We start from the raw sequence: 12,209 nt of genomic DNA, 5'->3' as shown, positions 1-12,209 counted from the left end.
GTGGTCCACCCGCTGCTCGCCGTCCTGCACCGGGCAGTCGACGGCGACTTCCCGGCGGACACCGGCGGCGTCGACGTCACCGGGGCACTGCCCGGCGGCTGGGAGTGCGTCCTGGCCCTCACCGGGTACGCGATCGTCGCGACCGCCGTACCGCCGGCGCAGGTCCTCGCCCACTCCCCCGACGGATTCGGCGGTGCCCACGCCCCCGATTTCCTGCGCTGGCTTGCCGGCCCGCAGGGCTGGCTGGACAGTCTCGACGTCACCCTGGTCGCCCGGGGCCGGGGCGCCGACGGCGGGCCCGACCGGCTCGTTGCCCGCGACGACCTGGCGGAACATCCACGGGTACGCCGGGCGCGGCGGCTGCGCCAGCGGGTCGTCGCGTACGGCGACGACCGGGGCGTGGTCACCCTCGCCGACGGGCTGGCCGGCCGCCGGGAGCTCAGCATCGAGGTGACCCGACCCGCCCGGCGGACCGGCCGGGCGCTGCTCGCCGACGCGCTGACCCTGGTGCCGGCCGGTGAGCCGGTCTTCGCCGCGGTCGCCCCGGGCAATGCGAGATCCCTGCGTGCCTTCCTGGCCGCCGGCTTCATCCCGATCGGCGCCGAGGTGCTGATCGCCCCCGACCCGCGACGCCGGCCGTGATCCTGGCGGCGAGCCGCAGCGATCAAACCGGTTGCGGCCGTCGACCGTACCCGCCTAGCGTGGACCGCACAGCGAGTGACGAGGAGCCACCGATGCGCCAACTGGCGAAACCCGCCGCCGCTGCACGCGGCTGAGCCTGCTCCGTCCGCTGCGGCGCCCGCACACCGACCAGCCCGGCGATGCCGGTGCCGGTGGCCGTCGCCGTCCCACACCGTCCACTCACGGGAGTCCCCATGAGTCCCACCCTGCTGTCCGGCACCCGGGCCCCGGTCAAGGTCTGGACCGATCCGTCGACCATCGAGCCGCAGGCCAGCCAGCAACTGCGCAACATCGGCGCGCTGCCGTGGGTGCACGGCGTCGCGGTGATGCCCGACGTGCACTACGGCAAGGGTGCCACCGTCGGTTCGGTGATCGCGATGCGTCAGGCACTGGCCCCGGCCGCGGTCGGCGTCGACATCGGCTGCGGCATGTCGGCGGTACGCACCAACCTGACCGACGCGCAACTGCCCGACGACCTGGGGGCGCTGCGCAACGCCATCGAGGCCACCATCCCGGTCGGATTCCAGGCCCACGACGACCCGGTCGACCCGCGCCGGGTGCACGGGCTGCCGACCGCCGGCTGGGACCGGTTCTGGTCCGGGTTCACCGGCCTGCACTCCGGGGTCGCCGCGCTGGAGTCACGGGCGCAGCGCCAGCTGGGCACCCTCGGTGGCGGCAACCACTTCATCGAGGTCTGTGTCGAGCAGGGCGGTGCCGACGCCGGTCGGGTCTGGCTGATGCTGCACTCCGGCTCCCGCAACATCGGCAAGGAGCTGGCCGAGCGGCACATCGCGGTGGCCCGCACGCTGCCGCACAACGCCGGCCTGCCGGACCGGGACCTGGCGGTGTTCCTCGCCGACACCCCGGAGATGGCCGCGTACCGGCGGGATCTGACCTGGGCCCAGGAGTACGCGGCCCGCAACCGGGCGATCATGCTGGCGCTGCTGTGCCGGGTGCTGCGTGGGGCGGTGCCGGCGGCCCGCTTCGACGAGCCGATCTCCTGCCACCACAACTACGTGGCCGAGGAGACCTACGACGGGGTGCCGCTGCTGGTGACCCGCAAGGGGGCGATCCGGGCCGGGCGCGGTGAGCTCGGCATCATCCCCGGGTCGATGGGTACCGGCTCGTACGTGGTGCGTGGTCTCGGCAACGAGGCGGCGTACTGCTCGGCGTCGCACGGTGCCGGTCGGCGGATGTCGCGGTCGAAGGCGAAAAAGACCTACACCGTCGACGACCTGGCAGCGCAGACCTCCGGTGTGGAGTGCCGTAAGGATGCCGGCGTGGTCGACGAGATTCCGGCGGCGTACAAGGATCTCGGCCAGGTGATCGCCGAGCAGGCCGACCTGGTCGAGGTGGTGGCCCACCTGCGGCAGGTGGTCTGCGTCAAGGGCTGACCGCTGACCCACCCCCCTTCCCGACGATCTTGCGCTTATCGAGAGTATTTGTCCACTTTGTTCCACGATAAGCGCAAGATCGCCGGGGAGCAGGCGGTGCCGGTGGTACGCAGCGCGGAGCGGGCCGACCCCCCAGCAGGGTCGGCCCGCTCACGTACGGGATGTCTCGTTCCTCAGTCGGTCAGGGTCATCATGTTCGACAGGTGACCGTAGGCCACGTCCAGTTGCCCCCGTGCATGATCGTCACACCGAAGTTGTTACCGCTGCCGTTCGGCCTGGCGGTGATGTTTCCGGTAGTGCCGCTGACCGCAGCGTTCCAGCTGTTCTGCAGGCTCTGGCCGCCGTGCAGGCTGAGGGTGACCGTCCAGTTGCTGACATTCTGGACCGAGACGTTGAGGTTGAACCGGTCGCCGAACTGCTGACCGGCCGACAGAACGGCGGTGCAGTTGCTCTGACCCGGGTTACCCGGGTTGCCAGGGTTCCCCGGGTTGCCGGTGGGGCTGGGACCGGGGTTGCCGGTGCCGCCTTCCCAGACGGTGATGTCGGAGCTGCCCTGGCTCTGGTAGCCCTCGGTCGCCATCACCTGGTAGCTGTGGTTGGAGCCGAGCTGCATGCCGGCACGCGCCCAGGCGTCGAAGTGGTTCGCGGTGGTGATGGTGCCGCCGGTGCGCTTCTGCTGCCGGACGCTCCAGTACTGGTAGAACGTCTGGGTGCCGTCGATCGACGGCGCGTTGACCCGCTGGCTGCGCAGGATGTCGTAGGTGCCGCCGTCGGTGGTGACCGAACCCATCCGGGTGGCGCCGCTGCTCGGGTTGTAGCTGCCGAAGTTCTCGACCACGTAGTACTCGATGAGCTGGTTACGCGTCCACCCGTACAGGGCGAGGTAGGTGTTGTTGTTGCCCGGGTTGTAGCTGCCCGAGTAGCTGATCGTCCGGCGGGTACCGGTGGCCCAGCCCTTGCCGCCGACCCAGTTGTTGGTGCTGCGGTCCCACGAGCTGGAGTAGCGGCCGTTCTCGCGCAGCGTCATGCTGGCGTTGCCGCTGTCCTTCCAGAACGAGAAGAAGTATCCGTTGTGCGTGCCGGTCTGGTTCGAGCTGAGGTACCGGTCGGCCTCGGCGTGCGCGCTGGGGGCGATCACCAGACCGCCGGCGACCAGCGCCGCGGCGCAGGCGGCACCGAGGAGCAGCCGCAGACGACCGCGGCGCCTCCGGGTGGTGGGGATGTCGTTCATGTAGTCGCGTCCTTCTCGTGACGGCTGGCAGGAGGCCAGCGATGCGGTACGACCCGACAGCTCCCCGCGGCCAGGTGACGGCCCCGGTCATCGGCGTCGCACCACGCGGTGGTGGTGAGGGGACCGGTCGTGCTGCCCGACCGGTCGGAGTGGATCGCCGTGGGGTGGCATCGACAGTGATTGAGTACTGTCGATGGCCGAGAGTATTGGTCCATCGACCGACTCGTCAACGACTTTCGGAAACATTACGGAAACACCGTCGACCGACAGACCCTGCGTGAGCGAGGCGTTCCCACTGTCCAGTACCGGCGGGCGATCCGACGGGCAGCAGCCTCCACCTCGGCTGGGCGATCACGTGGCCCGGTCGATGTCGGTCAAGGTTCCGGAAGAGTTCCGGAACCTTGCGGCGGCCACCCGGCCCGCCCGTGCAACCTCGTACGGCCACCCGGCTCGCCCGTGCAACCTCTCGGCGGCCGGTTCCGTCACTAGGGTGTCACGGCGGAAGGAGACCCTCTTGAGCAGCGAGCGTGACGAGCAGTTCCGGGACTTCGTCCTGGCCCGGCGTACCGATCTGGTCCGGACCGCGACGCTGTTGACCGCTGGCGACCCGCATCTCGCCGAGGATCTGGTCCAGTCGGCACTGACCAAGCTGTACGTGTCGTGGCCGGCCTTCCGACGATCCGGCAACCCCGGTGGGTACGTCTACCGGACACTGGTCAACACCCTGCGCGACGAGTGGCGACGACCCTGGCGGCGCCGCGAGAGAACAACACCCGACCTGCCCGAACACGCGTACTCACCGGTGGGCGACGGCGGCCCCGACGAGCGGCTGCGCGGTGCGCTGCGCGCGCTGCCGCCACGGATGCGCGCCGCGATCGTCTTCCGCTACTTCCACGATCTCGACGTGGCCGAGACCGCCGAGGCGCTCGGTTGCTCGCAGGGCACGGTCAAGAGCCAGACCGCCCGTGGACTGGACCGGCTGCGCGCCGCACTCGGCAGCGCCGACGGCCACCGGCTCTCCTCCCCCACCACCAGCCTGCCTGCGGCCTTCTGAGAGGTGTTCGACCAATGACTGACCTGCACTCCCGTCTCCAGGCGATCGCCGGGCCGGTCGCCCCGCCGACGCCGACCATGCTCGACGCCGACCTTGCCCGGGGGCGGCGTGCGCTGCGCCGTCGCCGTACCGCTCAACTGGTCACCGGCTCCGCGGTCGCCGTGGCCGCGGTGCTCACCGCCGCGTTGGCCCTGCCGGCAGCCGTTCTCGACCGGCCCGGCGACGGTCCCGGAGGCGATCCCGGCCGCGTCAGCACCGGCGGTGGAGCGATCACCCAGCTCGTCGCCTACACCGGCGAGCAGCCGAGTGGCTTCACCCTCGACCGGGTGCCGGACGGCTGGCAGGTGCAGGGCCAGGACGAATGGACAGTGGTCCTGGCCAGTACCGACGCGGCAGATCAGAATGTCCGCAGCTGTGTCGGGAAGATCTGCCTCTGGCTGCAGGAGTTCGTGCCGACCGACGTGGTCAGCAGCCAGGTGCAGGTGGCCGGTCGACCGGGGATTCTGGCCACGATGCGCGACACCACCCATCCCGGCACCCTCTTCGTCGAGGTGGGCCCTGATCGCTACCTGACCGTCCAGTTCTGGGACGGGTTGAACTGGACCGAGGCCGAGATCGTCGAGTTCGCCGCCGGCGTCCACGTACACGAGGATGCCAAGATCACCCACGGCTGACCTCCACGGGCGGCAGGTGCCGGCGGGATATTACGTCGCCGGTGCGCCGGCGCTCGCCGATGATGAGTCGATGGCCGACAACGCATCGACGGCGACCATCGTCGACTACTACACGTTCCGGTACCGGGAGGACCAGCGGCTGCGGTCGCGCCCGTGCAACCGCCTGGAGTGGCGGCGCACCTGCGAACTGCTCGACGAACTGCTGCCGGCGGCTCCGGCCCGGATCCTCGACGTCGGCGGTGCCGACGGTGCGTACGCCCGCCGGCTGGTCACCGCCGGTCACCGGGTCCGGCTGCTGGACCTGGTCCCGGCGCACGTCGCGCAGGCCCGCGCCGGCCGGCCTGCGATCGACGCCGCGGTCGCCGACGCCCGCGCGCTGCCCGAGCCGGACGACGCGTACGACGTGACGCTGCTGCTCGGGCCGCTGTACCACCTGCCGGAGCCGGCGGACCGGCGGACCGCGTTGGCCGAGGCGGTGCGGGTCACCCGACCCGGAGGCCTGGTGGTGGCCGCTGCGATCTCCCGGTTCGCCGGACCACTGCACTTCGCCGCCACCCGCCGGTGGAGCGACACGATGGCAGCTGAGGCGCGGGCGCTGGCCGCCGACGGGCGCAACGACCCCGGGATCGGATTCACCGTCGCCTACTTCCACCGGGTCGAGGAGTTGACCGGCGAGCTGCAGGCCGCCGGCCTGACGCGGGTCACCGTACAGGGGATCGAAGGCCCCGGATGGACGGCGGCCGAGGCATCGGCCGACGCTCCGGACGCGGACGTGGTGTTCGACCACGCGCTCGCCCTCGCCCGGATCTACGGTCACGAGCCGGCGCTGCTCGGTGCCAGCGCACATCTGCTCGCCGCCGGCACCGTCGCGGCCGGCACCGTCGTCGACCTCGCTGCGGCCGGTGCCGCTGTTGACCATGCCGGTTAGGCTGCCGGCGGTCGGGGCGGGGAGGTAGCGCGGTGAGTGGTGTGGCGACGGCGGACCGGGCGTCGGGGTGTCTGTTCGGGCTGGCGTACGGTGATGCGCTCGGCAAGCCGACCGAGTTCATGCAGGCCGCCGAGATCCGCCAGCGGTACGGCCCGACCGGCCCGCGCGAGCTGGTCGGCGAGCCGGCGCTGGTCACCGACGACACCCAGATGACGCTGGCGGTCGGCTGGGCGTTGCACGACGCCCCGACGGCGACGCCGCAGGTGGTCGAGCCGCTGCTGCGGGCCCGGTTCCTGGCCTGGGCGGCCAGCCCGGACAACGACCGGGCACCGGGGATGACCTGCCTGCGGGCCTGTGGCGAACTGTCCACCGGGGTGCCGTGGCAGCAGGCGACCGTCGCCGGTTCGAAGGGCTGCGGGGCGAACATGCGGGTCGCCCCGGTCGGCCTGGTCGCCGGCTACGACGACGACACCGTTGCCGGGCTGGCCCAACTGCAGGCCGGGTTGACCCACGGGCATCCGACCGCGTTGGCCGCCAGTGAGTTGACCGCCGTCGCGGTCCGACTGCTTCGCACCGGTACGCCGTTGGCCGACCTGCCGGCGGCGCTGCGGGAGCACTGTCACCGGCAGCGGGAGGTCTACCGGGTCGACTGGCTCGGCCCGTTGTGGCAGCGGCCCGGCGTGGACAGTCCGACCGGGTTCATCTCACGGGGCTGGGACGAGTGCCTGGCAGCACTGGACCGGCTCGACGCGGCACTCGCCGCCGGGGACGACGGCGGTGACGCCTGCCGGCTGACCGGGGAGGGCTGGATCGCCGAGGAGGCGCTGGCCACCGGGCTGCTGTGCGCCCTGTGGCACGCCGACGACCCGGTGGGGGCGCTGGCCCGGGGCGCGGCGACCACCGGGGACTCGGATTCGATCGCCTGTCTGGCCGGGGCGTTCGTCGGTGCCGCGTACGGCATGGCGGCCTGGCCGTCGTCGTGGTCGGACCGCATCGAGTACGCCGACCAACTGCGTGCCCTGGGCCGGGCCTGGGACTGAGCCGGTCAGCCGGGCCTGGGCGTGAGCCGGTCGGCGGTCAACCGAGCGTGACCTGGGTGACCACGCCGAGCAGGGTGCCGAGCAGGAAGGTCGCCCAGGCGGTGCGGTTACCCGATCGGCGCAGGGCGGTGAGCTCCTCGTTCAGGCCGTCGAGTCGGCGGGCGACGGCGTCCACCTCGGCCTGGACCGTCGGGGCGGCACCGTCGACCGTGGCCGCCTCGACCTCCCGCCGGGCGTCGTCCAGGGTGTGCGAGGCCTGTCCGAGCTCGACCGCTGCCCGCTGGGCCCGTTGGCCGGTGACCGCCACCGTGCGGGTGATCAACGATCCGGCGCCGGCGGCGATGACCACCGCCAGGAGCAGCAGGATCGTGCTGACCCAGGATGAGCTGGCGGTTGGTTGCTCCCGGTCGACCGCGACGGTGATGGCCAGGCCGACCAGCATCCCGCCGACCGCGAGCACCACGAGCTTCCGACCGAGGTTGCCGCTGTCCTGCCCGACCGGCTGCGGCTGGTCCGCGACAGCGCCATGCGGCGGGTCCACGGTGACGTCATGCTGCCGGCTCATAGGCCAACGGTAACGACCGTACGCCACCTTCGGCAATGTCTCCGAAGACGAGCGAGTCTTCTGCGATGTCGCAGATTCTCAGATAGTGCAGAGCGATGTGATGGGTCGGCGGCTGTTCGTGCCCTGATTTGAGCGTAAAGAGACGCTTTTCCTGCGCGTGCCAGCGCCAGGAGACGCCATGCTCCACCATGTCGCTGAGTGCGATCCGGTGATGGGACAGCTAACCTGGTGCTACATCACACATTAGTTGATCTTAGGGGAACCGCGATGATCAAGAGTGCTGATCCCGAGGTGCAGCGTCGCCGCTTGCGGATCCAGCTGCGCGACTTCCGGCAGACTCGGCAGTTGACCCAGAAGGACGTGGCCAGGGAGCTGGACTGGTCGACGTCGAAGCTCATCCGGATCGAGACCGGTGAGTCGAGCATCGCGGTCAGCGACCTGCGCGCCCTGCTCGCCCACTACGAGGTGACCGATCCCGACCTCGTCGAGCAACTCGTCGGGATGGCCCGCACCGCCAAGCACCAGACCTGGTCGTCGTACCGGGACGTACTGAGCCCCGCACTGATGCTCTACCTCGGCTACGAGAGCTCCGCGTCCCGGATCCGCCAGTTCGAGCCGCTGCTGATCCCCGGCCTGCTGCAGACCGAGGAGTACGCCCGCGCGATCATCCGGGCCTACTCCCCGCCGTCGCGGTCGGACCGGGACGTCGATCGAATCCTCCAGGCCCGGATGGAACGCCAGGAGTTGCTGACCCGTGACGACCCGCCGGAGATCTCCTGCCTGATGGACGAGGCCGCGGTCCGCCGGGCGGTCGGCAAGCCGAGCGTAATGGTCCGGCAACTGCAGAAGCTCAAGGACCTCAACGCGCAGCCGAACATCTCGATCCAGATCGTGCGGTTCAGCGCCGGTGAGCACCCTGGGATGCAGGGCCCGTTCTCGATTCTCGACTTCCCCGACCCCGCCGACGACGACCTGGTCTACCTCGAGTCGGCCACCGCGCAGACACTCAGCGGTGAATCCGCTGCGGTCTACATCGAGAAGTATTTCCAGATCGAGGATCTCGCCACGCCGAAGGCTCGGCTGAACGAGGTCATGGATGAGCTCATCGCAGAGATGCAGCGCAATCGGAAACTGACACCGACAGCCGACAACTGACAACTGGTGGCACCGGGTGCGACCAGGTCGACTAAGGGGAACGCGGATGACGTCCTCACGCCCGGCGGATGAGCAGATGGAACCGTCGACCGTTGCCGGCCTGGTTCCGGGCACGCACGCTGGCCGGGCGTCGTGGGCTACGGTACGTGGCCTGCCCACGGCGCTTCGCCTGCGCGTGCAGTGGCAGCCGGTGGCGCTCACCGCGACGCCCATGACGAGCCTGTTGACCGTGGTGCTCTATCTCCAGCTGCATCCCGCCCGGTGGGCGTGGACCGCCGTGACGCTGGTCGCCGTCTACTTCAGCGCGCGACTGTGGCCGACTGCCAGTCGGGTGCTGCCGGCCGTCGCCGGGCGACTGTCACGACGGTCCACCGCGCCCCGCGCGGACGGCCAGGCGGTGAAGCACGCCACCAGCGGCGATCACCAGTACGCCGGCGACCACTAGTTGCGCCGGCCACTCGGCCCGCCCGTCGATCAGTCGGGCACCGGCTCCGGCGGCGGCGGCGAGGCCGACCACCAGTGGCGCCGCGACGGCCGCGTACGTCAACAGTCTGCGTCGCGATGGCACCACCGTAGCGCCATCGCCGGCACCGGCCGATGGGCCGACATCGGCACCGGAACCGATCCGTGGGTCGTCACCGGCCACCGGCACCCTCCTCACCCTGCACATGATCCGGTCAAACAGCGTCGCGGTGGACCACAAGCGCGGCCGAACAGCGGCCAGGCGGAGCTGATGTTAGCATTTTCAGCCCCTGCAAATTGGACATGACGCGCAATCAATCGCGATTCGCCAGTTGATCTCGATGTGCCCGATGGCACACATATACGCGACTGCCTATACTTTGGTTGCTCGATGCCGAGCGGCTCAAGCACATCAGGCGACCCGGATCATGATGCGTGGGTCGACACCCACACACGGCGGGTCGATCCCTCGCGACAAGTCGGGAGAGACCGTGGCAGGCACACCGCAACCAGTCAACTGGCGGACGAGCACCTACAGCGGCAGTGACGCGTGTGTCGAGGTCGCGCACGACGGTCGCCTGGTGTACGTCCGTGACTCGAAGAGCCGCACGGCGACCCTGCGGTTCGGCCACCCACAGTGGACACGCTTGCTGCACTCGCTGCGGTAGCTCCCCGAGCCACCCGAACGCCCGCCCGACCCCGGAGCGGGCGCCCTTGTCGTGCGTCCGCACCCACCCGACACGACCGCCGGCCCGGTGCCGTGTTAGCGAAAACATCGGTAATTCGTACCGGCCGACCAGCCCCTTCCACAGCCCACCCGCAGCGCCGCGTCGACTCCAACAGAAGACAGGTCATCGTCGATGGATTGCTGATGTTATCGATAACAGCTATCCTCGGCTGCGGGAGCGAGGGCACGCTTCGACGCACCGCGGTCACGACCGACGGACCGTACGCGTCGACGGCATCGCCCGATGGCGTCCGGGCACCCCTGTCGATACGACCAGGTAGTGGTCCCGACGGCCGGCACCGTCCGCCGGCAGTCGTACCGGTCGATCTCCGCGCCCACATCGACGCTCCACCAAGGAGTCCCGGTGACTATCACGAGACGCAACCGTGCCGTCGGTGTCGTCACGAGCCTGCTGTGCCTGGCGACGTTCCTCGTCGCCACGCCGGCCCGGGCCGACAATCGGGTCTACCTGTACACCAGCCACGATGAGGACGGCTCGACGTATTTCACGATGCGCGACTGGCAACTGTTCTCCTCCGCGGACATGGTCAACTGGACCCACCACGGCTCGCCGCTGAGCCTGACCACGTTCAGCTGGGCCAGCACCGATGCCTGGGCCGGGCACGTCATCGAACGCAACGGCAAGTTCTACTGGTACGTACCGGTGAAGGCCAGGGCGACCAACTCGATGGCCATCGGGGTGGCGGTCGCGGACAGCCCGACCGGCCCGTTCCGCGACGCCCTCGGCCGACCGTTGGTGGCCAACGGCGAGATCGACCCGCACGCCTTCATCGACGACGACGGGCAGGCCTACCTCTACTGGGGAAACCCCAACCTGTGGTACATCCGGCTCAACGCCGACATGATCTCGTATTCGGGCAGCCCCACCCGGATCCCGTTGACCACGGCCGGTTTCGGCACCCGTACCGGCAATCCGGACCGACCAACGCTGTACGAAGAGGGCCCCTGGGTCTACAAACGCAACGGGATCTACTACAACGTCTTCGCCGCCGAATGCTGCTCCGAGTTCATCGGCTACTCGACGGCCCCAGGGCCGACCGGCCCGTGGACCTACCGGGGGACGGTCATGCCCCGGCAGGGCGCCAGCTTCACCAACCATCCCGGTGTCGTCGACTTCGCCGGTGGGTCGTACTTCTTCTACCACAACCGGGCGCTGCCCGGCGGCGGCGGATTTACCCGGTCCGTCGCGGTGGAGAAGTTCAGCTACCGTGCCGACGGCACGATCCCGACGATGAACATGACGACCGCCGGCGCTCCCCAGATCGGCACCCTGAACCCGTACGTCCGGCAGGAGGCCGAGACCGTCGCCTGGTCGGCCGGGATCGAGACGGAGCCGTCCAGCGAGGGCACCATGAACGTCGGCTGGCTCGAGAACGGCGACTACATCAAGGTGAAGGGCGTCGCCTTCGGCACCGGGGCGAGCACGTTCACGGCGCGGGTCGCCTCCGGCTCCAGCGGCGGGAGCATCGAACTTCGCCTGGGCGGCCCGACCGGCACCCGGGTCGGCACCTGCGCCGTGCCCGGCACCGGCGGCTGGCAGACCTGGACCACGGTCAGCTGCCCGGTCACCGGTACCACCGGCACCCAGGACCTGTACCTGCGGTTCACCGGAGGCAGCGGGTATCTGCTCAACGCCGACTGGTGGCAGTTCTCCACCGGCGGCACCCCGCCGCCGACCACGGCACCACCCACGACCACGCCGCCGACCACCGCACCCCCGACCACCGCACCCCCGACCACCGCACCCCCGACGCCCGGCGATCCGGGAACGTCCTGCACCGCCGCCGTGACGGTCCCGGCCATCTGGCAGGGCGGCTACGAAGGGCGGCTGACGGTCACCAACGGCACCGCGGCGACCATCGACGGCTGGCGGGTGACCTTCAGCCTGCCCGCCGGGCAGACGGTGACGCAGGGCTGGAGCGGCACGTTCAGTCAGCAGGGCACCCAGGTGACGGTGGCCAATGCCAGCTACAACGGGCAGCTGGCACCCGGGTCGTCCACCACCGCCGGCTTCATCGCGTCGACCGGCGGCAGCAGCGGTCCGCCACCGGGCAACGTCACCTGCACCGCCAGCTGACCCCCGGGTCAGCTGGCCGGCCGGCCAGCTGACCCGATGAGCCAGCGGAGTTCCCGGGCCGGGGCGGTCGACGCCGACGACCGCCCCGGCCCGGGAACTCCGCGACCTACCCGCCGCCGACCACCACGACCATCCGCCCGACCGCCGACCACCGGCCGGCGGGGTCGACGGGGTCGACGGGGTCAGCGGGGTCGACGGGG

At 70.4% G+C, this 12,209-nt stretch carries 13 protein-coding genes; 10 read left to right on the top strand and 3 right to left on the bottom strand.

The features are described 5' to 3' along the window. Window positions 1-642, top strand: a complete 642-nt coding sequence (locus tag ACN28F_RS22110; RefSeq protein ID WP_289209817.1) for a hypothetical protein — start codon at window positions 1-3, stop codon at window positions 640-642. A gap of 233 nt (window positions 643-875) precedes the next feature. After that, window positions 876-2,075: an RtcB family protein gene (locus ACN28F_RS22105; RefSeq protein ID WP_289209816.1), complete on the top strand. Its 1,200-nt coding sequence runs from the start codon at window positions 876-878 to the stop codon at window positions 2,073-2,075. A gap of 190 nt (window positions 2,076-2,265) precedes the next feature. Here the strand turns inward: ACN28F_RS22105 and ACN28F_RS22100 are convergent, their stop codons facing one another. Beyond that, on the bottom strand, window positions 2,266-3,306 hold the full coding sequence (locus tag ACN28F_RS22100) for a glycoside hydrolase family 11 protein (protein WP_289209815.1): 1,041 nt from the start codon (window positions 3,304-3,306) through the stop codon (window positions 2,266-2,268). A 514-nt stretch (window positions 3,307-3,820) separates the two neighbouring features. Here ACN28F_RS22100 and ACN28F_RS22095 point away from each other — a divergent pair. The 4 genes from ACN28F_RS22095 to ACN28F_RS22080 all read left to right on the top strand — a co-directional run bounded on the left by ACN28F_RS22095 (window position 3,821) and on the right by ACN28F_RS22080 (window position 7,002). Further along, on the top strand, window positions 3,821-4,360 hold the full coding sequence (locus tag ACN28F_RS22095; protein ID WP_289209814.1) for a SigE family RNA polymerase sigma factor: 540 nt from the start codon (window positions 3,821-3,823) through the stop codon (window positions 4,358-4,360). Between the two features lie 14 nt (window positions 4,361-4,374). Continuing rightward, entirely contained in the window at window positions 4,375-5,034 is a 660-nt protein-coding gene (locus ACN28F_RS22090; RefSeq protein ID WP_421359541.1) for a hypothetical protein, read from the top strand. A gap of 70 nt (window positions 5,035-5,104) precedes the next feature. After that, on the top strand, window positions 5,105-5,962 hold the full coding sequence (locus ACN28F_RS22085; protein WP_421359539.1) for a class I SAM-dependent methyltransferase: 858 nt from the start codon (window positions 5,105-5,107) through the stop codon (window positions 5,960-5,962). Window positions 5,963-5,994: 32 nt separating this feature from the next. Then, window positions 5,995-7,002 (top strand): ADP-ribosylglycohydrolase family protein, encoded by a 1,008-nt coding sequence (locus ACN28F_RS22080; protein WP_421359537.1) that lies wholly within the window; start codon window positions 5,995-5,997, stop codon window positions 7,000-7,002. 37 nt (window positions 7,003-7,039) lie between these two features. Here the strand turns inward: ACN28F_RS22080 and ACN28F_RS22075 are convergent, their stop codons facing one another. Continuing rightward, window positions 7,040-7,567: a hypothetical protein gene (locus ACN28F_RS22075; RefSeq protein ID WP_289209810.1), complete on the bottom strand. Its 528-nt coding sequence runs from the start codon at window positions 7,565-7,567 to the stop codon at window positions 7,040-7,042. Continuing rightward, window positions 7,551-7,757 carry a hypothetical protein gene (locus tag ACN28F_RS22070; RefSeq protein ID WP_421359536.1) on the bottom strand — a complete coding sequence of 69 codons (207 nt, stop codon included), beginning with the start codon at window positions 7,755-7,757 and terminating at the stop codon, window positions 7,551-7,553. Before ACN28F_RS22070 ends, ACN28F_RS22075 begins: the two co-directional genes overlap by 17 nt. A gap of 77 nt (window positions 7,758-7,834) precedes the next feature. On the opposite strand from ACN28F_RS22070, the gene ACN28F_RS22065 reads away from it, so the two are divergent. The 4 genes from ACN28F_RS22065 to ACN28F_RS22050 all read left to right on the top strand — a co-directional run bounded on the left by ACN28F_RS22065 (window position 7,835) and on the right by ACN28F_RS22050 (window position 12,009). Continuing rightward, window positions 7,835-8,722 carry a helix-turn-helix domain-containing protein gene (locus ACN28F_RS22065; protein WP_289209809.1) on the top strand — a complete coding sequence of 296 codons (888 nt, stop codon included), beginning with the start codon at window positions 7,835-7,837 and terminating at the stop codon, window positions 8,720-8,722. 46 nt (window positions 8,723-8,768) lie between these two features. Next, the gene (locus ACN28F_RS22060) at window positions 8,769-9,167 is read left to right on the top strand and encodes a hypothetical protein (RefSeq protein WP_421359534.1); all 399 of its coding nucleotides are present in this window, start codon (window positions 8,769-8,771) and stop codon (window positions 9,165-9,167) included. 358 nt (window positions 9,168-9,525) lie between these two features. After that, entirely contained in the window at window positions 9,526-9,852 is a 327-nt protein-coding gene (locus tag ACN28F_RS22055) for a DUF397 domain-containing protein (protein WP_353850559.1), read from the top strand. A 429-nt stretch (window positions 9,853-10,281) separates the two neighbouring features. Beyond that, window positions 10,282-12,009: a family 43 glycosylhydrolase gene (locus ACN28F_RS22050; RefSeq protein WP_421361475.1), complete on the top strand. Its 1,728-nt coding sequence runs from the start codon at window positions 10,282-10,284 to the stop codon at window positions 12,007-12,009. Window positions 12,010-12,209 lie beyond the last annotated feature (200 nt).

The sequence above is a fragment of the Solwaraspora sp. WMMA2101 genome, assembly GCF_049179175.1.
Classification (GTDB): Bacteria; Actinomycetota; Actinomycetes; order Mycobacteriales; family Micromonosporaceae; genus Micromonospora_E.
Note: the sequence above shows the minus strand (reverse complement) of the source record. Positions and strands in the feature narration are given on the sequence as shown.